This is a genomic window from Diaphorobacter sp. C33, from assembly GCF_030503915.1.
Lineage (GTDB): Bacteria > Pseudomonadota > Gammaproteobacteria > Burkholderiales > Burkholderiaceae_C > Diaphorobacter > Diaphorobacter nitroreducens.
The window spans coordinates 1,081,757-1,101,552 of record NZ_CP129980.1 but is presented as its reverse complement, the minus strand read 5'-3'; the positions used below and the strand labels follow the sequence as shown (position 1 = coordinate 1,101,552).

Annotated in this window: 20 protein-coding genes; 9 read left to right on the top strand and 11 right to left on the bottom strand. The window is 60.6% G+C overall.

Annotation, left to right across the window (positions count from 1 at the left end; all coding sequences use genetic code 11):
* Nucleotides 1–46 precede the first annotated feature (46 nt).
* From QY917_RS05290 to QY917_RS05270, 5 genes are all read left to right on the top strand, one after another.
* Nucleotides 47–241 (top strand): hypothetical protein, encoded by a 195-nt coding sequence (locus tag QY917_RS05290; protein WP_123676675.1) that lies wholly within the window; start codon nucleotides 47–49, stop codon nucleotides 239–241.
* Nucleotides 242–394: 153 nt separating this feature from the next.
* Nucleotides 395–841: a PH domain-containing protein gene (locus tag QY917_RS05285; RefSeq protein ID WP_123676674.1), complete on the top strand. Its 447-nt coding sequence runs from the start codon at nucleotides 395–397 to the stop codon at nucleotides 839–841.
* 16 nt (nucleotides 842–857) lie between these two features.
* Nucleotides 858–1,583 (top strand): DsbC family protein, encoded by a 726-nt coding sequence (locus QY917_RS05280; protein ID WP_123676673.1) that lies wholly within the window; start codon nucleotides 858–860, stop codon nucleotides 1,581–1,583.
* A 33-nt stretch (nucleotides 1,584–1,616) separates the two neighbouring features.
* Nucleotides 1,617–2,216, top strand: coding sequence for a hypothetical protein (locus QY917_RS05275; RefSeq protein WP_148061020.1), 600 nt, complete (start codon nucleotides 1,617–1,619; stop codon nucleotides 2,214–2,216).
* Between the two features lie 20 nt (nucleotides 2,217–2,236).
* Entirely contained in the window at nucleotides 2,237–3,148 is a 912-nt protein-coding gene (locus QY917_RS05270; protein WP_123676671.1) for a DUF3262 family protein, read from the top strand.
* Here the strand turns inward: QY917_RS05270 and QY917_RS05265 are convergent.
* Nucleotides 3,132–4,184 (bottom strand): tyrosine-type recombinase/integrase, encoded by a 1,053-nt coding sequence (locus tag QY917_RS05265; protein WP_123676670.1) that lies wholly within the window; start codon nucleotides 4,182–4,184, stop codon nucleotides 3,132–3,134. The two genes, QY917_RS05270 and QY917_RS05265, sit on opposite strands and share 17 nt — an antisense overlap.
* A gap of 101 nt (nucleotides 4,185–4,285) precedes the next feature.
* Here QY917_RS05265 and QY917_RS05260 point away from each other — a divergent pair, with 101 nt between their 5' ends.
* On the top strand, nucleotides 4,286–4,822 hold the full coding sequence (locus QY917_RS05260) for a thermonuclease family protein (RefSeq protein WP_123676669.1): 537 nt from the start codon (nucleotides 4,286–4,288) through the stop codon (nucleotides 4,820–4,822).
* 8 nt (nucleotides 4,823–4,830) lie between these two features.
* Here the strand turns inward: QY917_RS05260 and QY917_RS05255 are convergent, their stop codons facing one another.
* Nucleotides 4,831–5,127 (bottom strand): DUF4113 domain-containing protein, encoded by a 297-nt coding sequence (locus QY917_RS05255; protein WP_123676668.1) that lies wholly within the window; start codon nucleotides 5,125–5,127, stop codon nucleotides 4,831–4,833.
* Nucleotides 5,124–5,741 carry a DNA-binding protein gene (locus QY917_RS05250; RefSeq protein ID WP_123676667.1) on the bottom strand — a complete coding sequence of 206 codons (618 nt, stop codon included), beginning with the start codon at nucleotides 5,739–5,741 and terminating at the stop codon, nucleotides 5,124–5,126. Before QY917_RS05250 ends, QY917_RS05255 begins: the two co-directional genes overlap by 4 nt.
* 210 nt (nucleotides 5,742–5,951) lie before the next feature.
* Here QY917_RS05250 and QY917_RS05245 point away from each other — a divergent pair, with 210 nt between their 5' ends.
* A complete protein-coding gene (locus tag QY917_RS05245; RefSeq protein ID WP_123676666.1) occupies nucleotides 5,952–6,638 on the top strand; it encodes an SOS response-associated peptidase in 687 nt (228 codons plus the stop codon).
* Between the two features lie 163 nt (nucleotides 6,639–6,801).
* A complete protein-coding gene (locus QY917_RS05240) occupies nucleotides 6,802–7,905 on the top strand; it encodes an IS66 family transposase (RefSeq protein WP_162844566.1) in 1,104 nt (367 codons plus the stop codon).
* Between the two features lie 193 nt (nucleotides 7,906–8,098).
* Here QY917_RS05240 and QY917_RS05235 read toward each other — a convergent pair whose 3' ends face one another.
* The 8 genes from QY917_RS05235 to QY917_RS05200 all read right to left on the bottom strand — a co-directional run bounded on the left by QY917_RS05235 (nucleotide 8,099) and on the right by QY917_RS05200 (nucleotide 18,466).
* Nucleotides 8,099–11,224: a type I restriction endonuclease subunit R gene (locus QY917_RS05235; RefSeq protein ID WP_123676664.1), complete on the bottom strand. Its 3,126-nt coding sequence runs from the start codon at nucleotides 11,222–11,224 to the stop codon at nucleotides 8,099–8,101.
* A gap of 11 nt (nucleotides 11,225–11,235) precedes the next feature.
* Nucleotides 11,236–12,138, bottom strand: coding sequence for an FRG domain-containing protein (locus QY917_RS05230; RefSeq protein WP_123676663.1), 903 nt, complete (start codon nucleotides 12,136–12,138; stop codon nucleotides 11,236–11,238).
* Entirely contained in the window at nucleotides 12,135–13,439 is a 1,305-nt protein-coding gene (locus tag QY917_RS05225; protein ID WP_302079268.1) for a restriction endonuclease subunit S, read from the bottom strand. The genes QY917_RS05230 and QY917_RS05225 overlap by 4 nt, the downstream gene beginning before the upstream one ends.
* A gap of 5 nt (nucleotides 13,440–13,444) precedes the next feature.
* Entirely contained in the window at nucleotides 13,445–13,822 is a 378-nt protein-coding gene (locus QY917_RS05220) for a hypothetical protein (protein ID WP_123676662.1), read from the bottom strand.
* Nucleotides 13,819–14,931: a hypothetical protein gene (locus QY917_RS05215; RefSeq protein ID WP_123676661.1), complete on the bottom strand. Its 1,113-nt coding sequence runs from the start codon at nucleotides 14,929–14,931 to the stop codon at nucleotides 13,819–13,821. Before QY917_RS05215 ends, QY917_RS05220 begins: the two co-directional genes overlap by 4 nt.
* Entirely contained in the window at nucleotides 14,928–15,836 is a 909-nt protein-coding gene (locus tag QY917_RS05210; protein WP_123676660.1) for an Abi family protein, read from the bottom strand. Before QY917_RS05210 ends, QY917_RS05215 begins: the two co-directional genes overlap by 4 nt.
* A 151-nt stretch (nucleotides 15,837–15,987) precedes the next feature.
* Nucleotides 15,988–18,183: a class I SAM-dependent DNA methyltransferase gene (locus tag QY917_RS05205; protein ID WP_123676659.1), complete on the bottom strand. Its 2,196-nt coding sequence runs from the start codon at nucleotides 18,181–18,183 to the stop codon at nucleotides 15,988–15,990.
* A 49-nt stretch (nucleotides 18,184–18,232) separates the two neighbouring features.
* Entirely contained in the window at nucleotides 18,233–18,466 is a 234-nt protein-coding gene (locus QY917_RS05200) for a helix-turn-helix domain-containing protein (RefSeq protein WP_162844564.1), read from the bottom strand.
* A 226-nt stretch (nucleotides 18,467–18,692) separates the two neighbouring features.
* Between QY917_RS05200 and QY917_RS05195 the strand changes: the two genes are divergently transcribed.
* A complete protein-coding gene (locus QY917_RS05195; RefSeq protein WP_162844563.1) occupies nucleotides 18,693–19,568 on the top strand; it encodes a type ISP restriction/modification enzyme in 876 nt (291 codons plus the stop codon).
* Nucleotides 19,569–19,796 lie beyond the last annotated feature (228 nt).

Below are 19,796 nucleotides of genomic sequence, written 5' to 3'. Positions count from 1 at the left end.
GAGCCACTCAGCAACAACACCGATCGGTTCACGGCCTGCCCCGTGCATGGGCGATCCCGAGGCCACGGGCAGCTACCGGGTGTGGCCCGATGGCACGGTGCAATCCGTCGAAGAAGGTGCGGCCCACACCTGGATGAGCGACGACTACATGCGGGTCGAGGCTACGAGCGAGGACGAAGCGCTACGCATAGCGCTCCAGCGAGAGGCCGAAAACTACAAAGATGACGCGCGCCTTGAATAGCATGTTTTCCAGGTAGCGTCAAGCGCTTACCCTCCGTCACGTAACCCAGGCTTGCGTGCTGACAGCCTTCAACCGCCCTTCTATTCTGACTCCATGCACACAGACCCTACTTCAGCAGCACCAGCGGGCAGGTCGGCCCTGGAGTCAGCGGCGATGCCGGTTCACTCCGGTATCAACGCGATGCCCGAGGTGCATGTGCTGTGGTCGGCCTCGGAGGGACAGGTGGTGAACGCCGGGGTGTTTGTGTTTGCCCTGTTCTGCTTCTGGCTGCTGTTTCCAGTGGCCTGGGCCTTGTACCGCTACCTGGCCACGGCGAATCACCGCTACACACTGACCGACCAGCGGCTGCTTGTGGAGTCCGGGATCATCGTCAAACGGGTGGAGTCCCTGGAGCTGTACCGAGTCAAGGACATGTCCATCGGCAGCACGCTGATGCAAACCATCTTTGGCCGAGGCCGGATCACTCTGCACACGACAGATGCCTCGTGCCCCACGCTGCTGATCAACGCCATCCCCAACGCGATGGACGTGTCACAGCTCATTCGCAACACCATCGAAACCTGCCGCGCTGCCAAGGGCGTGCGGGCCTTCGACTACTGACAGGGAGTCCCGTTGCATGAAACCCAGTCCCATCCTTGCCATCGCGCTGGCGGCGCTGTTTGCCAGCGGCAGCGCCCTGGCCCAGTCGCCCGCCACCATCAAGGCAAACATCGAACGCCTGACAGGCGGCAAGGTCAAGGTCGATCAGATTCAGGCGACGCCTGCCCCTGGCATCTACCAGGTGATTTCGGACGGTGAGGTGTTCTACACCGACGCCAGCGGGCGCTTCGGCATCATCGGCGGCACGATGCTGGACATGCAGACCCGGCAGGATCTGACGGCGGACACCGTGAACCGGCTGACCTCGGTGCCGTTCTCCAGCCTGCCGCTCAGGCATGCGATCAAGGAGGTGCATGGCAACGGTAGCCGCAAGGTCGCCCTCTTTGAAGATCCCAACTGCCCCATCTGCAGGGTGTTCACCAAGTTCGTTGATCAGCTCGATGACGTGACCGTGTACCGCTTCATGTTCCCGGTCATTGACCCGAGCTCGCAGGCGCTGGCGCGCACGGCCTGGTGCTCACCCGACCGGGCCGGCACCTGGAAGGCCATCATGGCCGGCCGGCGCCCGACCGGCACCCAGGACTGCGACGTGTCGGGCCTGGTGGAAATCCTCAAGTTCGGTGAAAAACACCGCATCCAGAACACGCCCACGGTATTCCTTGGCAATGGCAAGCGCCTGGTGGGAGCCACCCCGCCCGAGCAGTTCGTGGCCGAGCTCGATGCCAGTGGCAAGGCCCAATAGCGGCGCAGTAAAGACGCAGCAGGAGTGATGAACATGCAGTTTCGCAAGACAGTTTCCGTCCTTGCCCTGGGCCTGTCACTGGCCGTGGGCGTCCAGGCCCAGGGCAAGAAGGTGGAGTTCCCGAAGGGCCTGCAGTGGCAAACCATGGATATGCTGGCCTTCGATTACAGCTATTCAGGCTATGAGGGCACGCCCGAATCCAGAAAGCTCGCCGCCGCGATCTGGGGGCCGACGCTCAAGAGCTTCCCGGCGCGCGATGGCGACAAGAAGTACCCGGCCTTTGTGAACATCACCACTTTCGAGGCGGGCGGCAATCGGTACATCTTCACCATCCTGAGCGCCGCATCGCTGGCCTATCCGCAGTGCGAAGACCCGCCAAACAGCAGTGCCATCCACACCCCCATCTATGCCATATGCCCGATGCGCGTTGTGATCCAAAGCCTGTCGGGGGGACAGGCCACGCAGCAGGACTTCCCACGCTACTGCAACATCACATCCAACGAAGAAGACCAGCCCAAGTCGCGCAACTACGAGCAGGTCGCGTTTGATGCGAAGAACAGGATGGCCTATGTGCGCGTGGTGCAGTACGGCAAGCCGGCGCCGGAATGCAACCGGGCGATCAAGTTGCCCTGAATGACAGCCGAGGCGATCCCATGACGGCCCTGCCCTCCCCCTTTCGCTGGCTGATCGCCGCCATGCTGGCTCTGTCGGCACTCATTGTGGCCAGTCAGGCCCATGCCGACGAGCGCGTCACGGCGGCAGATGTGGCGACCGCTGTGCGCAACTCGCCGCATGCCAGTGCGTGGCTGAAGGCCAATGCGGACGCCGTGGGCAACCTGGCCATGTTCGAGAGCGGCGGCCAGCTTGGCATCTACAACGGCTCCTGCTGCTACGGCGTGCTGCAGCTGAACACGCAAAACATCAAGGACTTTGCAGATGTTAAGCCAGCGGTTTTCCAGGCCTGGAGCCTGCAGCAGCAGGTGGACGCCTGGTCGAAGCTGACCACGCAGATGCTGGCCACCAAGCCGCCCGCGTCGCTGGTCGCGCTGGGTAAGTTCGACGGCCGCACGGTCGATGGCAACCTGGTTCTGTCCTGTGTGCAGCTCGGCGTCGGCAATTGCCAGACGATGATCAACTCGGGCAAATGCACGGGATTTGCCGACATCAACGGCACGACGATCTGCACCATGGCTGACAAGATGACGGGCGGCAGCTCCGGCCCAGCGCCCAGTCCGGGTTCGCCCCCCATAGCGGGAACCGGGACAAACTACAACCCGTCCTGGACGCCGTCGAGTTGCGTGCGCGACGGCAGCGGCGGGTGCATGAGCATGAACGCGGCCATCGCGGCGGGCTTCCAGTCGGGCTCTGGCATCAGCATGGCAAAGCTGCGCTCCATCAACCAGATGCTGCTGGTGGTGGTCACCCTGCTTGTGGTCGGCAGCGCGATGCTGGGTGTCTGGCAACGCTACGCCAGGGGTGTGATCGCCACGGCCGATCTGCTGCTGTACATGAAGCGGGGGTTGATCGTGGTCTGCATGGTGTTCGTGATCATGTCGCTGTTTTGACAAGCCAGCGATCAAACAAAGCGGGGTGATCTTTCTGGACGGGTCGCAACGATGTGACGGGGCGGATAAGCGCGTCCCGGGGTTGGCCACGTTGAGATCGATCGTAGTGGATACCGCGCGGATGAAAGCGCTCAATGAATGCCCGCATCAAATCTGGCGCTGGCCGGGCATAGATGCAGGTCGTTGCCAGATGGCTATGGCCGAGCAGTTCCTGGATGACCCTCAGGTTGGCGCCGCCCTGGTAGAGATGGGTGGCAAATGCATGGCGCAGCGAATGAGCGGTCAACAGGGGTAACCCGGCAGCGTCTGCATAGCCTCGGATCATGAGGCGAAGGATCGGATAGGACAGGCCCCCTGTTGGCCTGGGATGAACGAAGAACTGCGGTGTCCGGTCAGGCGAGATTCCAACCCTGGTGAGCAGTTGGGGCCTTGCCACCCGCAGGTAGTAGCGCAGCCATGTCTGTGTTGTCTGGCCGTAAATCACGATGCGTTCCTTCTGGCCTTTGCCCATCACCGCAATGATCCGGTCGGAGTCTCCGAGGGCGACCTGATGGCAGGCTAGGCTCAGTAACTCGGCCGCACGCAGACCGGTCGCATACAACAGTTCCAGGATCGCGCGATCGCGCACCCCGATCATGGTGGCAAGGTCGGGTTGCGCAAGCAGATGATCCACGGCACGGATGGAGGGTGTGAAACGTGGGCTCCAAGGTCTGTTGGTGCGCGGGCGAACAATCGTCTGCCAGGGGTCGGACTCGACCAGCTCGTGCTCCCGCGCCCACCTGTACAGGCTGCGCAGAATCGCGGTCTTTTTTTGCATCGTCGCGTCGGCATACTCTCGATAATGCCCCAGCCATAGCCGGATGTCCGAGGGTGTGACCCCATCCCACGCAACACCCCTGGCATTGAGCCAGCGCAGCCAACCATTGAGTTCGATCCGTATGGTGTGGATTGACGAAAACGTCAGGCCATGCAGATGCATGCGCTCATCAAGGAACGCGTCCATCCATGCCGATGCTGAGCAGCGTTGCTGGATCATTGGCCCCACCTCGTTGTTCAACGTTGTTGGAAGGCCCAAGAACCCATGGAGGTTTCCGGCATGCCAGTATCCTCAGCGTCCCTTATTGAAGTCAATCGCGCATGCTTGCCGCCCTGCTTTGCCTGATCGTCGGAGTATCCGACGGCGATACCCTGACGGCCCGCTGCCCCGCAGCTAATCCAGCCCATCCCTATCAGCAAGTATGCGTGCGCCTCGCCGAGATCGATGCGCCAGAGAGCCGCCAGGCCTTCGGCCAGCGCAGCAAGCGCCACCTGTCCGATCTATGCTTCAAGGCGGATGCGACGATCAGGCCGACAGCCACGGATCACTATGGCCGCACGGTGGCCAGGGTCGAATGCCGCGGCAAGGACGCCAATCTGGAACAAGTCAAGGCAGGCTTGGCCTGGGCCTACACCAGGTACCAGACAGATGCGGCATTTCGCGCTGCCGAGCAGGCAGCACGCGTGGCGCGTGTCGGGCTGTGGAGCACGCAGGGAACCGCAGCGGCCCCTATGGCTCCATGGGAGTTTCGGCAAAGCAACCGCCCCAAGTCGGCAGATGCCACGGATTGCATCACCGGGCCCAAGGGCGGTCGGTATCAATTGCTGCCAGATGGATCAAAGCGCTATGGCTGTTGACCGGAGCATCAGCAATATGCGACTGGCAGGTCACTGAAGGCGGTGGTGAAACACGGCGAAAGGTGTTTCTGCCGCATCCCCCAATGGGACGTTGATTGCCAGCCCGTGGCTCCAAGGCCGATCGCACCACGCCCATGTCGGCGGTTGGTGGCATCGACGACTTCCATCAATCGTTCGTTGCCGGCGGTGGCCGGGTCGAACAGTTCTGGCTGCAGATCCGCCGGGCGGGCCAAGTCCATGAGCCACACCCCTGCTTTCTTGTACGCGAGGCAGCGTGAGCGCCTGAGTGATTTTTCAACCGTCATACAGCTTCCAGACGGCCCCGCAGATGCGCGGCCTCCTGCTGGGCCTTGGCCAGCTCCTGCCCCTGCTGCGCGGCGAGTGTCTCGGCGCGCGTGGCGCGCTCCAGCGCGGCCTGAACTTGGGCCTGCGCGACGGCTGCCGCCTGCTGCGCCGCCTGTGCTTGCTCCCGACCTGCCTCCAGTGCAGCGCGTAGGCGCTCGTTCTCGGCCTGCAGGGCATCAACTCGCCCCGTGAGCGTGTCGCGCTCCCCGCGCAGCCCTTGCGCCTGCGCAGCCAGCTCGTCACGCTCGTTCTCCAGCGCCTCGCCCGCTGCGGCCAACTCCGCAGCCTCGGCCTGTGCCTGGTCGATTTCGGCCTGGGCGGCTTCACGCGCTGCGGTTGTCGCGCCTGCCAGCTCGGCGGCGATGGCAGCGGCCAGCGCCTTCGGTAGCTCCTGCGCTGGTGATCCTACTGGGCGTGCCTTGCGCCACGCGGCCAGGTGCCTCTGGATGGTGTTCGGACTCCCTGTGTCGCCAAGCCGCTCGCGCACCCCGCGAATGGTGGGCTGCTGACCCTCGGCATGCAGCGCCTCGGCGGCTGCTGCGACGTGAGCGGCGGTGATTCCTGGACGTATCATATCATATCCTTTAATATTGCTACATATATGGTATGCGATACAGATGCGATATAGAAGTCTTTTTTGCTTTCGTTAGGAGGTCGTATCGTTAGGAGGTCGTATCGTAAAATCCCCATCAGGCCTGCCTCCGTCTTGCTCGCCAACGACGTTGCGTACCAATCGAGGCAAAACTCGGCCGCGACGAACGGGCATCGGCTATACCCTTGCGACATGTGCAATCGCTATGAAACCCCCGAGGAGCGCGAAATCGAGCGCACTTGGCATGTCGGGCGAGACCAGCCCGGGCGCTGGTGGAATGAGGTCGTGTTTCCACGCGGCAAGGGGGTTTTCATCCGCAGAGCTGCACACGATGCGGGGTATCGGCGTGAGCTGGTGGCTGGCCAGTGGGGCCTGATCCCATGGTTCTCCAAGACGGCTAAGCTGCAGTACAGCACCAACAATGCACGCAGCGAGGAGTTGGCCGCGAAGGCAGCATTCAAGCAGCCCTGGGCCCGTGGTCAGCGCTGCATAATTCCGGCCAGGTCGTTTGATGAACCCTGCTGGGAGACTGGCAAGAACGTCTGGTGGCGCTTCAGGAGGGCCGACGGTCAGCCATGGGGCCTGGCTGGACTATGGAACACCTGGATCGACAAATCCTCCGGCGAAGTTCATGAGAGCTACACCATGCTCACCGTCAACGCCGATCATCACCCGCTGATGCGACGCATGCACAAATCCGATCCGTGCTTGCCCGCAGATCAGCAGGACAAGCGGTCAGTGATCTCTATCGAGTCAGGCGATATCGAGCAGTGGTTGCACGGGTCGCTCGACGAGGCCAAAGACCTGCTCCGGCTCGCACCGGTGGAACGGTTCTATACGAACCCCGGTTCGGTGACGTCGCAATCCTCGCTGCTGTAGCAGTCTGCAACCACAATCCGACGTCTTCAAACCCTTGTCACGCAAGTAATCGCCCTTGGAGCAGTCTACGGACAGGTGGAGAAAAACAGAGACAGAAAGGGCTCGGAGGATGGGAAAATGAGGGGAATGGAGGCGCGACACAACAAGCGAGCGTCTGGATGTGGTGCCCGCCGAGTTCTTCGTGCATCGGCACATCTACGGCAAGTGGGCGTGCAAGTGCTGCCAGACCCTCACGCAGCAGCCGGCCGAGCCGCAGATCATCGACAAGGGGCTGCCCGCGGCCGGGCTGCTGGCCCACACCCTGGTGGCGCGCTACGTCGATCACCTGCCGTACTACCGGCAGGAGCTGATCAATACGCGCTCAGGCGTGCACACGCCGCGCTCGACGCTGGCGGCCTGGGCGGGCGCGGCGGCCGGCGCGCTGGCTCCGCTGTACGAGGCGCAGCGTGCCTTCGTGCGTAGCGCGAGGGTGCTGCACGCCGACGAGACGCCGGTGAGGCTGCTCAATCCTGGCGCGGGCAAGACAGCCCGTGCCTACGTCTGGGCCTATGCGCGAGGCGAGCACGACGACACGGCGGGCGTGGTCTACGAGTTCTGCAGGGGCCGGGGTTCGAAGTACCCCGCCGACTTCCTGGCCGAGTGGCGAGGCACGCTGACCTGCGACGACTACGGCGGCTACAACGTCGTCTTCCAGTACGAAGGCCGCATCGAGGCGGGCTGCCTGGCGCACGCGCGGCGCAAGTTCGACGAGTTGGCCAAGGCCAAGGCGAGCGCTGTTGGGCAGTTGGCCATCGAGCGCATCGCCAGACTGTACCGCGTCGAGGCCCAGGCGAAAGAGATGGACGCCGCGCAGCGCCTGGTGCACCGGCAGCAGCACGCCGCGCCGCTGTGGGACGAGTTGCATGCATGGATGCGCACCGAGCGGGTCCGCGTTGCGGACGGCAGCGCGATTGCCGCGGCCCTGGACTACAGCCTGCGGCGCTGGGCGGCGCTCGGTCGCTTCCTGCGCGACGGGGCCGTGAGCATCGACAACAACCACCTGGAGAACCTCATGCGCCCGTGGGCGATGGGGCGCAAGGCGTGGTTGTTCGCGGGCAGCGAGTTGGCAGGCCAGCGCGCGGCCATGGTGATGAGCCTGGTGCAGTCGGCCAGGCTGCACGGTCATGATCCGTGGGTCTATCTGCGCGATGTCCTTGAGCGATTGCTGGCACATCCGTATCGGCGCATCGACGAACTGCTGCCTCATCGCTGGACGCCAGCGGCCTGACAGGCACTGTTGCGACCGTCAAGGTGGGGCGCCCAGCCGCCTACTAGCCAATAGCCAAACCCGCGCCACCTCTGGGGGACGAAAAAACCAAGCGAGAGTGGTTGGTTTTTCTGACGTTGGTGGCGGGTGGTTGGCCAAGTGCCGACTGGCCTCCTGAGCTTATGAGCACTGGCGCAGGTTGCTGCGGGCTGGTTCAAGCCGTGCCATTGCCCGGGGGCTTTTGTTGCACGTGCACCGCCTCGAAGATTTCTTTAGCCAAAATCGGGAACGCCGTGCGCTGAAACTCGCCGTCGTCCATATACCGGGTGACGATCTTGTCGTTCTCGGCCATGCGCTGGATCATCAAGTCCTCGATCAGCTTACGCACCCCCAACTGGAACTTATCCAGCGGGTTGGCCATGGCCGTTTGGATCACTTGGCTGTTGCTTGTGGCTCGCGCCTTGATCTGATCGAAGAACAGGCGGTCTTCGTCGGTGAAGGTGGTGCCAAAGCGTTCGTTGAGCACCTGGATGATTTCCGACAGGGGGGCCTTTTCTTCCTTGGCTTTGCCGGTGCCGACATCGGTGGGGCTGCACACGCCTTCCGGTTCGCCCACCTTCAATTCAATCGGCCCGCTGGAAACGCGCTGCAGTCGGTAGTACTGCAACTCCACTTCGTTGCCGATCTTTACCACGGTGTTGTCACGGTCCAGTGGCAGGTGCGGCAGCAGGAAACGTCCGTAGCTGTAGAGCATTTCCAGATCCGGATCGGCATACGGCAGGATCTGGCTCAGAAAGGAATACATCCGCAAATAGCCGCCCAGCTTGTCGCGGAAGGTGGACCGCACTTCGTCGTCCTCAAGCGCCTTGAAACGATCCACTGCCGGTTGCAGGTGACGCTGCATATGGGCGTGGTCAGCCGGGTTCTGTCGATCCGGCTGGCGATAGAAGATGCGCGCAAACGCTTCGACCTCGCTCCAGTGGTAAATCTGCAGCTGATCCAGTTCATGCTTGATGCTGGGCAGCATTTCCGGGTTAGCCGATTCTTGCAGACTGGTCGAGTCGAAATACGGCTTAAAGGCCGCGTAAATTTCTTCCGGCTTATTGACGAAATCCAGCACAAAGGGTTCGTCCTTGCCTGCGATCTTGCGGTTCAGGCGGGACAGCGTCTGCACCGCCTGCACGCCATCCAGCCGCTTGTCCACGTACATGGCGCACAGCAGCGGTTGGTCAAAACCGGTCTGGTATTTGCTCGCCACCAGCAGCACCTGGTAATCGCTGGAGCCGAAGCGCTCGGGCAACTGGCTTTCTGGGATGGGTTTGCCGGTCACGGCATCCGGGTTCATGCCCGGCTCGGTGTATTCAACGCCCGTGTCCGGGTCTTTCACCGTGCCGCTAAATGCCACCAGCGAACGAATGTCTGCATAACCCTGTTCCAGGATGTAGCGCTCAAACGCCAGCTTGTAACGCACCGCCTGAATGCGGCTGGCCGTCACGACCATCGCCTTGCCACGCCCGCCAAGCTGGTGCCGCACATGCTCGCGGAAATGCTCGACCATCACCTCGGTCTTCTGCTCGATGTTGTGCGGGTGCAGCTCCTTGAACTTTGCCAGCGCTTTGGCGCCTTTCTTCTTCGGGATGGCGGGGTCGTCCTCCACCGTCTTCACGAACTTGAACCAGGTGCTATAGGTCGTGTAGTTGCGCAGCACGTCGAGGATGAAGCCCTCTTCAATCGCCTGCCGCATTGAATAGGTGTGGAAGGCTTCCGGCTGGCCGCTGCCTCTCGGCCTGCCGAACAATTCCAGCGTCTTGCCCTTGGGGGTGGCAGTGAAAGCAAAGAAACTCAGGTTCTGCTGCTGGCCGCGTGAGGCCATGATCTGGTTCAGGCGGTCTTCCCAATCGGCTTCGTCATCGCCATTACCGTTTTGAGCCCCGTTCTGAGCATTGGCACCGAGGATGGTCTTCAGCTCGCGCGCGGTTTCGCCCGTCTGGCTGGAATGTGCTTCATCCACGATCACCGCGTAGCGCCGCGCTGCGATGGCCTCTTGCCAATCCTTCGCCTGCGCTTTTTCCTCAATGCTGGCCTTGTCTTGATTCTCAGCGCCTGCGGCACGCAGCAACCCGCGCAGTACAAAGGGGAATTTCTGTAGCGTGGTGATGACGATCTTGGTGCCGTCAATCAGCGCATCGGCCAGTTGCTTGGCGTCTTGGTCGATGGCTTTCACCACGCCCTGCGCGTGCTCGATCTGATAGATGGCATCCTGCAACTGCTTGTCCAGTACCTTGCGGTCGGTGATGACGATCACGCAGTCGAATACCTTCTGATCCTGTGCGTTGTGCAGGCTGGCCAGCCGGTGCGACAACCACGAAATGCTGTTGGTCTTGCCGCTGCCTGCCGAATGTTGAATCAGGTAATTGTGACCGGCATTCTCCACGCGCGCCGCTGCCACCAGCGCCCGCACTGCATCCAGCTGGTGGTAACGCGGGAACACCATTTTTTCGGTGGTCACCAGCTTTTTGCCGCCCCGGCCATCGTCCACCTTTTGTTCGTCTTTTTCGATAAAGATGAAGTGGCCAAGGATGTCCAGAAAGCTGTCGCGTTGCAGGGTTTCCTGCCAGAAATAACCCGTGCGGTAGCCGCTGGCGTGCTGCGGGTTGCCCGCGCCGCACTGAATCTGCCCCGGATGGCTACCCCGATTAAAGGGCAGGAAGAAGGTTTTTTCCTTGGCCAGCCGTGTGGTCATCCACACTTCATCCGGGTCGGCGGCAAAGTGCACCAGTGCCCGTTTTTTGAAGTCAAACAGCGGCGCACGCGGATCGCGGTCGGTCTGGTACTGCCGAACAGCGTGCCGCCAGTTTTGGTGCGTGCCGGGGTTTTTCAGCTCGATGGTGGCCACCGGCAGGCCGTTGACCGCCAGTACGATGTCGGTGGTGGAGTGGTCGCCGGGGTGGCAAGGCACCTGCCGCGTCACGGTGAGCTTGTTCTGCACATACAGTTCCAGCACATCGGGTGACAGTGCATGGGCTGGTTTGAAGTAAGCCAGCCGGAACAACTTGCCGTAGAACTTGAAGCCGTGGCGCAGCACATGCAGGCTGCCCTTGATATCTAGTTCCTTGCCCAGCGCATCCAGCAACATCGGCTGTAGATTGGCTCCGTGCAGCGCGGCCATCTCGGCCCACAGCTTGGGCTGAGTGGCTTCAATGAAAGCGAACGCCCGCGCCGGGAACAATGCCCGCGCCTTGTCCCATTCGGCGTTGGTGCCGGGCAACCAGCCGCCCTGCTTGAGCAGCAGGTCTTCAACGTGAAACTCAAAGGCGCGTTCGGTGGTTTGGCCGGGCATCAGGGTCTTCCTCAGATCGTTCCGTTGATCTCGTAGGCGCGGTATTTCAGCCACTTGGCAATGCCATCGAGATCGGGAAAAAGTTGTTTGTCGAATACGCCGTACTTGTCCAGGCGTCGGCGGATGTCTTCATGCGCAGCCTGTTTGATGACGATTTCCAGATAGTCCTTCTCGTCCAGCGGCCGCATGGGTTGCCAGCAGGCCAGCAGCACACCGTCCTGCGCGCGGATGCGCGGCGACACATGCGGTGGGTCGTAGATTATGTTTTCGCTGATCTTGAACGGCGTTGGCAATTCCAGCGGGCCGACATCGGCGCTCAGGTCCGCGCTGTCGGTAGGCGTTGTGGTGTCGGTTGTGGCGGCGACCGGTGTGCTGTCGTCCGTGCTGAAGTCAGCGTAGGCGTCGTCTTCGGGTTCGCTGGCAGATTCTGTGGCCGCATCGCCTACCGGTTTTACCTGCGCCGCCTGCCCGCGCTTCAAATCGGCATAGCGTTTCGGATTGGAAATCAGTGCATAGACCGCGCTGTCTGCACTGCGGCCACTGGTATTGCGAACGGCGAAATACAGCGCCACCAGTGGGTTGGTTGTCCAGTCCATAAAGCGTGTGGGCAGGCCGTGGTGCTGCGCGATGGCCAGTTCTTCCCACGCGGTTTGTGGCCGGTGCTGCACGTAGGTAAGCAGGTGATTGCTGAAAGTTTCCAGCACCTCCGCCTCTTTGCATTCGCGCTCAGCCAGCGGCAGCTTTTCGAGATACGGGTAACGCGCCACGGATGGAGTCAGTGGATAGCCTTCCGTCGCACGCTTGCTTTGCCCACGAAAATAAAGACGGCGCTTGCCTTCGCCGTTTTGCCCCAATTCGCTGTGGATGGTGTTGAGGTATTCGTCGAAACTCTCAATCTCGAACGGCGTGCTCATGCCAACTCCCGCACGTCGATCTTGCCGGTGACGGCGGAGGTGATAAGGGCTTGGCGGTATTCGGTGAGGCGATCAACGACTTCAACTGCCTGACCGACAAGAGCGTCAAGCTCGCCCGTTTTGGCGGCAAGGTAGTCAGCAATGGTCGCTTGCTCATTTGGAGGAGGAACCGGAAGCTGAATGCCACCAAGCCGATCAGCCGTAAGCTTGGGCTGTGCGGCGCCAGTAATCAGCGGTGAAAAGTCAAAAGTTTCTAAAGTGGCGACCCAGTACCGAATGTCGCCAGCAAGCGGTTTGAGGATGTGCGCGTGGTTGTTCACCCAGTATTTTCCGGTCGCCAGAAAGGCAAGCGGCGTACTGCGGGAGAGAAGATTTGCGCCATCTTCTGCCACCAGAACCAGGGGTTCGTCGAAAAGATAGTCATCGACCATATCAATGACACCTGATGCACCGTAGTACGGATATAGCTTTTCAAGGTCAGCGCGTTCCTCGCTGGAAAGCGGGATGCGGCGAGAGTCGCAATTTCTGAAAATGTAGCGCACAGCTTTCGCCGTCCAATGCTTCGGAATTTGCCCCAACCAATCCACCCCCGAATCTTTCATCTCCGGATTCGGTTCCAGCCCCGCCGCCTTGGCGGCTTCGGGGGGCAGGCCACGGGTGACGGTGCTGGCGATGAGTGCCTGCCTCTTTTCCTTGAGCTTGCAGATGAGCTGACGCTTTTGCGCCACCAGCGCATCAATCTGCGCGGTCTTGGCATTGAGGAAGCGGGCGATGGTTTGTTGTTCGTCGAGCGGTGGCAAAGGAATGCGAAAGTCCTTTGCAAATTCGGGTGGCACGCGTTTCTGGCCACCGGCGCCGTACATTTCCGATTCGCCCAGCATCCTGAACGTATGCGAGATCGTTAGGTAAAACAAAAACTGTTTATCGAGGTGCTTGCCTGCGCGGAGCACGTGCAGCTCCGTTGTGCCGAAACCCACCCCATTCTTCAGTCCACTTGCGATGGCGCCTTTGCCGTTCTCAAAGCAAGGCGTAATTTTGGCAATGACAACATCGCCATCCTCAAACGCCGTATAGCCTGATCCTATTTCGTCGAGCGGTTTTGTGCGCTCAAGATTAAGACCGCCATATTCCCCCACAGCTTCCATCGGCACGAATGAAACTTCGTCTGTGTCATCCAGTGCACGCGCACGGCGCGCTGGCGGATTGACAGCCATGACAAAGCGGCCACGGATTTGATCCCATGCTTCGGGTAAAGCATGTAGCCAACTTTCGTTTGCAGGTTTGTACTTTTCATATGGCATTGCTTTCACGCCACAGCCTCCCTGAACAGCCAGCCGCGCGTTTCTGCTTGTGCTCGCAGAAGCTTGGATTTCTTCTCAATTGCTTTTTTATCGAATGCCGTGAAATTGACCGAGCAATGCTCCGGGTGGGGATTGCCGTCCTCGATCACCGTGAGCGCCTGCGCGGTGCACTCCGTATGCGACACCGCTTGCACGCCGACGGACTTGCAGGCCGGGTTGGCGATGAAGCGCTGCCAGGATGCTTCGGCAGTCACGCGATCACCATCATCCACCGACAGCAGAAGCTCATCCTTGGGCGTGGGGCGGAAGGCCTGCGAGGTGACGCGGCCATCCTGAACAAAACTGGGATGAATCTGGCGCAGCAGCAGGGTATCGGGCGTCATCCTAAAGCCTCCTGCAACTGGGCCAACGCCTCATTCAGGGCTGTCCAACCCGAACCGTCTTCCGCAGCAAGCAACAGCGCTTGCTCACGGGTTTCACCCGTGGCTGTGTGGACGGCCTGATAGTCAGCGGCCAAATTCGGCAGGGTGATTTCCAGCGAAATCTCCCAACTGCCTAGCGTCCATTCGGCCTGCACCCCGCCTTCCGGCGTGGGATACAGGTGTGGCAAAGGCAGGTCTGTGCTGAAACGTTCGTCGAAGGCAAGCGCCAGACGAATGAGGGAAGCTCGATCCGGTGCACGGCCTTTGCCGTCCAGCCAGCCGTCTTGCAGTTGCGCCAGTTCTTCAAGGCGAGTTTCGATGTCCAGCGGGTCCAGCGGCGTAACGTGTTCGACCGACTCGAAACACTTGGGGCGGTCGGCGCGGTCACGCTGGATGACGCCCTTGATAGCGACGGTGACGCCGGTTCGGTAGCCGACCGCGGCTTCAAGAACGGTTTTTCGATGCGCTTCAAGCAATGGCGCTTTGAGTTTGGTGCCGTTGCGAAGCTCCAGTTCAAAGCCGTGATCGGCCTGATCGACCTCTGGGATTCGACCTTTGAGGGTGACTTCCTCGGTCCAGCTTTCTGCCTGCGAGGCGCGCAGCAAGTGTTCGCGTATGGCCGGTGTCAGCGAAGCGGTCTGCCCGTTGCTGCGGGCAAACTCCATGGCCTCGCCTTCGTGCAGGCCGCGACCGAAGCGGTCGAAGTAGCGCAGCAGCTCGGGCGGCAAGGCGGGTTGCTGCCCGTGTTCGGCAGCGGCGATGGCTTCGACGATCTGATCCTTGGCTTGGTCAAAGTAGTCGGCATCTGCCGAGGGAAACAGGGTGGCGAAGGCCATGGCAATCACCGGAATGGCGCTGCCTTCTTCCACCGCTGTCAGGTGCAGTTCCAGCCCCTTGGTGAAGCCCTTCGGCGTGCGCTGGCGGTCGGGGTGCACGGTAAGGTACTGGCGCTTGGCCACTTCGATCAGCATTTCTTCCAGTGCGGAAAAATCCTTGAGGATGTCCAGCGGCAGCGTGTGCGCATCGAAGCGCCTGCCCACGAGGCGTGGGCGCAGGAATTCTTGGTTCATGGTGTGCTCTCCTGCCAGATCGTCCTCTGTTCCCAATCTGCCGGGAAGCCCATGCGCTTCAAATCAATGGTGTGCTGTACCAGCAATGATTTCAGGCGCTGCTTCCAGTGGTGCTGCGGGCTGATGCCATCGAGCAGCCAAGCCAGCACGGTCAGCGTGTTGTAGAGCCGCCGGGAGTCCTGCTGATTCAGACTGGCCACCAGCGCGGGCGGGCGATGGCTGGGCAAACGGAAGGTGAAGGTAAATTCACGATTCCACAGGCGGCTGTGGTGTGCGCAGAAATTGCGGATGACACTGAGGTGATGCAGAAAGGACGTGAGGTTGGTTTCGTCCATGTCATAGCGATGCGCCACCGCATTGCGATCAGCGCCGTGGCGCAGGTTGCCGTACCACTTGGACAACTGGCCCAGCGTCATGATTTCGACCACGGCCCACAGTGGCGGCAAGGGCTCGTCGTACTTCTGGTAGTGGTGCTGCAGAAAGGTTTCGTGGCTCTTGCGCGCCTCTGTTTCCAGCTTCTGGCTTTGCTGGCTGTAGTCCCAATTGCGGGCGGGCTTCTTGAACAGATTGGCGTTCAGGTGTGCGTGTGGGCCGTAGCGGTGCGCGAGGGTGTAAGCCCAGCCTGTGCGCACGGAGACTTCAACGCGCTCGATGGCATCCAGTACCAGCAGGCGCAATTCGCGGTCGAACACATACAGGTTCAGGACATCGGCGAAACAGGTGCCGGGCTTGAAGGTGTGACTGGTATGGTCGGCTTCGAAAGGCAGCCAGTAGGCACCCAGCCGGTAGTAGTTGAGGTGCCCGAGGTAGTGAAGGGCTTCGGCGCGATCTGCGCAGGTCAATCCACGCTGGATCAACTGGTCGAGCTGCTGCTCGTGGGTGAGCGGGGGCTTGTTGAACTTCATTTTTCCGCCCCCGGAAAAAAGTAACCCCCCATGGTGCGCATCGTGGAGAGGCGTGGGGGGTGTTGTTGAGCGCAATTATACGCAAACGCATCGCTTTGCGCCAGAAAGAAACGGGCCGCCCGAACGCTGGTGTGGCCAAGCGTGCGCGCCATCATGCTGTAACCTCGCCCAGCAGGCGGACGATGTCGGCCTCCAACGCCTTGATTTCGCTCTCGATCACGGCCAGTTCGCGGGGTGGCTCGTAGCGGTAGAAGTGCCGGTTGAGCGGGATCTCATAGCCGATCTTGGTCTTGCTGTGGTCGATCCACGCATCCGGCACATGGGGCAGCACCTCACGCTCAAAATAGGCTTGGATGCTCTCCTTCAATGGCACGTTCTCGTTGTCGCGTAGCTCGGCATCCGGCTCAGTAACACCCTCGCGGTTGCGGCAGATGGCGGCGGTTTCGTCGCGCTCACTCAGGGCGCTGACCACGGCCTTGAGCTCCGGGGCTGACAGACGCACGTTGAGCTCCCGGTCCACCGGCTTGAGGCGATCCAGAAACATCTTGCGGTCGTTGATCTGCTCGGGGTGGCGCTTGGCAAATTCAGCCAGCAAGTCGCGGATTTGCTGCTGGCGCTGTTCACCAGCGGCAATGTCGATCAGGCGCGCGGCTTCGTCTTTCTTGGCGCTGGTGGCCAAGTTCTTGAACGCGGTTTCGTCTTCCAGTCGGGCCAGCCGTTCTGGCGTGGCGTGGAAGTTCAGGCGCAGGGGACGTTCGACGGTGATCTTGTGGTAGCCAAAGTCGTCGTTGTCGAACACCTTGCTGACCACGAGTTGCTTCCATTGCTGGCCTTCGGGAGTATCGCCCGTGGGGGCCGTGCTGGTGACGGTGACGACCTTACCATCCTTATCGAACAGCACCCAGCGACAGGCGCCTTTCTGAAACTGGCCGTGCAGGCCGGTGATGTCGCCGATGTAGTCGGGGTCTTTAGGCTTGTCGCTGGGATCGCCAATGCGGCGGCGCTTGTTGCCCAGGCTTTTTTCCATCGGCACCCAGTGGTTGCGGGCATCGATGAGTTGCACCTTGCCCTTACGGTGCGCTTCTTTGTGGTTGGTCAGCACCCAGATATAGGTGCTGATGCCGGTGTTGTAGAAGAGCTGGTCGGGCAGCGCGACCACGGCTTCAAGCCAATCGTTTTCGATGATCCAGCGGCGGATCTCCGATTCTCCACCACCGGCATCGCCGGTGAACAAGGGTGAGCCATTGAACACGATGCCGATGCGGCTGCCGCCTTCGGAAGCCGGGCGCATCTTGTCGATCATGTGTTGGAGGAACAGCAGCGCGCCGTCGTTGATGCGGGGCGTGCCTGCGCCGAAGCGGCCCTGATACCCCAGAGTGTCGCGCTCGTGCTCGATGTAGCGTTGTTGCTGCTTCCACTCCACACCGAAAGGCGGATTGGCCAGCATGTAATCGAAGCTGCGCTTCTGGCCCTGCTCGTCGCGGGCATGGGCATCCTTGGTGAAGGTGTCGCCCAATGCGATGTTGTCGGCATCCTCGCCCTTGATGAGCATGTCGGAGCGGCAAACGGCCCAGGCTTCGTCGTTCCAGTCCTGCCCGTAGAGATGCGGCTTGGCTTCGCTGTTGAGGTCGCGGATGTATTTCTCGGCCACCGACAACATGCCGCCCGTACCGCAGGCGGGGTCGTAGATGGTTTTGACCACGTGGCTGCGGCGCAGGTCTTGCTCCGGCGTAAGCAGCAGGTTGACCATCAGTTTGATGACTTCGCGTGGGGTGAAGTGCTCCCCGGCTTCTTCGTTGGATTGTTCCGCGCCGATCCGGATCAACTCTTCGAACACATAGCCCATTTGCATGGCCGCCTGGTCGGCAGACAAGCCGGAAAAGCTCAGGTCGAAGGTGGCGAATTTCTGGATGACCTGGAACAGCAGGTTCTTCTCGGCCATCTTGTTGATCTGCTCACCGAACTTGAAGTGATCAAAGATTGCGCGGATGTTGGGCGAGTAGCCGTTGATGTAGCTGTTGAGATTGGGCGCGAGGTTGCCGGGGTCGTCCAGCAAGGAGTTGCGCCCCTTCTGTGAAGGAGCCAGTTCCAGCTTGGACAAGCTATAGAACGGATACCCCGTGGCCGACTGCATCACGCTGCGGATGATGCTTTCTGGTTTGCCTTTGTACTGATTGAAGGTTTCCAGCGCCTGGGTCTTGGTGGGGGCCAGCAGGCAGTCGAAACGACGCAACACGGTGAGCGGCAAAATGACCTTGCGGTATTCATTGCGTTTGTACGGCCCGCGCAGCAGGTTGCAGATGCTCCAGATGTCATTGGCAAGCTGGCGGTGGGTTTCTGTATTCATTCGCTCGTTCCGTATCTATTTGGACTGTGGCCATGTCTTGTGATTGCGATCAATCCAGCACAACCAAAAATTCCGTGGCCAGCGCAATGGGCTGCGTTTCGCGGGCGTTCTTTTCAATCGTCACTAGGCCATAGCCTTCCATCATGCGCAGCGTGCGTGACAGATTGGGCACCTGCCGCCCGGTCAGCTCAGCCAGCTCCGTCAGTGACTTTGGCTTGCGCTCATGGATCAACCGCAGCATGGCGCGGTTGTCTTCTGACAGCACAGCGGCCATGGTGGCCATGGACGGAAACCACACCGTCGGGGCAAAGCGCCCATGGCCTTCTGCGACCGGTGCATCGGCGCGCCGGACTCCCACAACGCAGCGTTTCATCGAAAGTCACCTGATGGTTAGGTCATAGGCTCAGAAGTATATCAATGTGGCACAACTATAGACAGTGAATCAGCTTGGCCTCTTGATCGTTCAGCGCGTGAATGGTGGCGTCATCCACCAATCAAGGAGCCCCGCGATGAACACCAAGCCGCGCACTTTCCCTGAGGCAGGGGCGGAAAATTTGGTCATTCAATTCAATGCCAAGTACAACGGCAATGGGTGCCCTGTAGTCATTTCCAACGCATTGCCTGACCTGCACTGCAATGGCGACTCGCAATGCTTCCCCCTTTACCTTTACGACGAGGAAGCCCAGGAGCGGGCCAGTGACACGCCCGATGTGTTTGCGGCCCCCGCTTCCGCTGCCCAACGTCCACGCCGCGATGCCATCACCGATGCCGGACTGTCGCACTTCCAAGAGGTCTATCCGGGCGAACGCATTAGCAAGGAAGACCTGCTCTATTACGTGTACGGCCTGCTGCACTCGCCAGACTACCGTGAGCGCTACGCCGACAACCTGAGCAAAGAATTGCCGCGCATCCCCCGCGTCAAAACCGCAGCCGACTTCTGGGCCTTCAGCCAGGCAGGCCGCGACTTGGCCGACCTGCATTTGAATTACGAGACGGTGCAGCCCTATTCCCTGACGATCGAGGCCAAGGGGCCGCTGTCCGATGCCGATTACCGCGTGGAGAAGATGAAGTTCGCAAAGAAAAGCGACAAGACCCCCGTCATCTACAACGGCAAGATCACCCTGCGCGGCATCCCCGAAGCCGCCTGGGACTACGTGGTCAACGGCAAGGCCGCGCTGGACTGGATGATGGAGCGCCAGAGCGTCAAAACCGACAAGGCCAGCGGCATCGTCAATGATGCTAACGACTGGGCGATTGAGACCATGCGCAACCCCAAATACCCGTTGGAGCTGTTCCAGCGCGTGGTGACGGTGTGCCTTGAGACGCAGAAGATTGTTTCTGCGCTACCTTCTTTAAATATAGGCTCTTTTAGCGAAACGTATTGATAAGGTGCTCGGAGCAAAAAATTGCGTTGTTGATCATGGACTTACACGATCCCAACCGCCGCAGCGCCATCGTTCACATAAGTCATTGATTTGACTTGCAAAATTGTGAAAACGTGGCGGTGGGACTGGCATATCCATACGTTTCGCTAAAAGAGTCTAAATATATCCTGAATTCGTGATTGTGGATGAATAAATCTTGGAATTTGCTGGGCGGCAGCAGAAGCAATA

Bases quoted from the DNA above. Each gene is read 5' to 3' on its own strand.
- QY917_RS05290 (WP_123676675.1), top strand. From the start codon at position 47: ATGGGCGATCCCGAGGCCACGGGCAGCTACCGGGTGTGGCCCGATGGC.
- QY917_RS05285 (WP_123676674.1), top strand. From the start codon at position 395: ATGCCGGTTCACTCCGGTATCAACGCGATGCCCGAGGTGCATGTGCTG.
- QY917_RS05280 (WP_123676673.1), top strand. From the start codon at position 858: ATGAAACCCAGTCCCATCCTTGCCATCGCGCTGGCGGCGCTGTTTGCC.
- QY917_RS05275 (WP_148061020.1), top strand. From the start codon at position 1,617: ATGCAGTTTCGCAAGACAGTTTCCGTCCTTGCCCTGGGCCTGTCACTG.
- QY917_RS05270 (WP_123676671.1), top strand. From the start codon at position 2,237: ATGACGGCCCTGCCCTCCCCCTTTCGCTGGCTGATCGCCGCCATGCTG.
- QY917_RS05265 (WP_123676670.1), bottom strand. From the start codon at position 4,184: ATGATCCAGCAACGCTGCTCAGCATCGGCATGGATGGACGCGTTCCTT.
- QY917_RS05260 (WP_123676669.1), top strand. From the start codon at position 4,286: ATGCTTGCCGCCCTGCTTTGCCTGATCGTCGGAGTATCCGACGGCGAT.
- QY917_RS05255 (WP_123676668.1), bottom strand. From the start codon at position 5,127: ATGACGGTTGAAAAATCACTCAGGCGCTCACGCTGCCTCGCGTACAAG.
- QY917_RS05250 (WP_123676667.1), bottom strand. From the start codon at position 5,741: ATGATACGTCCAGGAATCACCGCCGCTCACGTCGCAGCAGCCGCCGAG.
- QY917_RS05245 (WP_123676666.1), top strand. From the start codon at position 5,952: ATGTGCAATCGCTATGAAACCCCCGAGGAGCGCGAAATCGAGCGCACT.
- QY917_RS05235 (WP_123676664.1), bottom strand. From the start codon at position 11,224: ATGCCCGGCCAAACCACCGAACGCGCCTTTGAGTTTCACGTTGAAGAC.
- QY917_RS05230 (WP_123676663.1), bottom strand. From the start codon at position 12,138: ATGAGCACGCCGTTCGAGATTGAGAGTTTCGACGAATACCTCAACACC.
- QY917_RS05225 (WP_302079268.1), bottom strand. From the start codon at position 13,439: ATGCCATATGAAAAGTACAAACCTGCAAACGAAAGTTGGCTACATGCT.
- QY917_RS05220 (WP_123676662.1), bottom strand. From the start codon at position 13,822: ATGACGCCCGATACCCTGCTGCTGCGCCAGATTCATCCCAGTTTTGTT.
- QY917_RS05215 (WP_123676661.1), bottom strand. From the start codon at position 14,931: ATGAACCAAGAATTCCTGCGCCCACGCCTCGTGGGCAGGCGCTTCGAT.
- QY917_RS05210 (WP_123676660.1), bottom strand. From the start codon at position 15,836: ATGAAGTTCAACAAGCCCCCGCTCACCCACGAGCAGCAGCTCGACCAG.
- QY917_RS05205 (WP_123676659.1), bottom strand. From the start codon at position 18,183: ATGAATACAGAAACCCACCGCCAGCTTGCCAATGACATCTGGAGCATC.
- QY917_RS05200 (WP_162844564.1), bottom strand. From the start codon at position 18,466: ATGGCCACCATGGCCGCTGTGCTGTCAGAAGACAACCGCGCCATGCTG.
- QY917_RS05195 (WP_162844563.1), top strand. From the start codon at position 18,693: ATGAACACCAAGCCGCGCACTTTCCCTGAGGCAGGGGCGGAAAATTTG.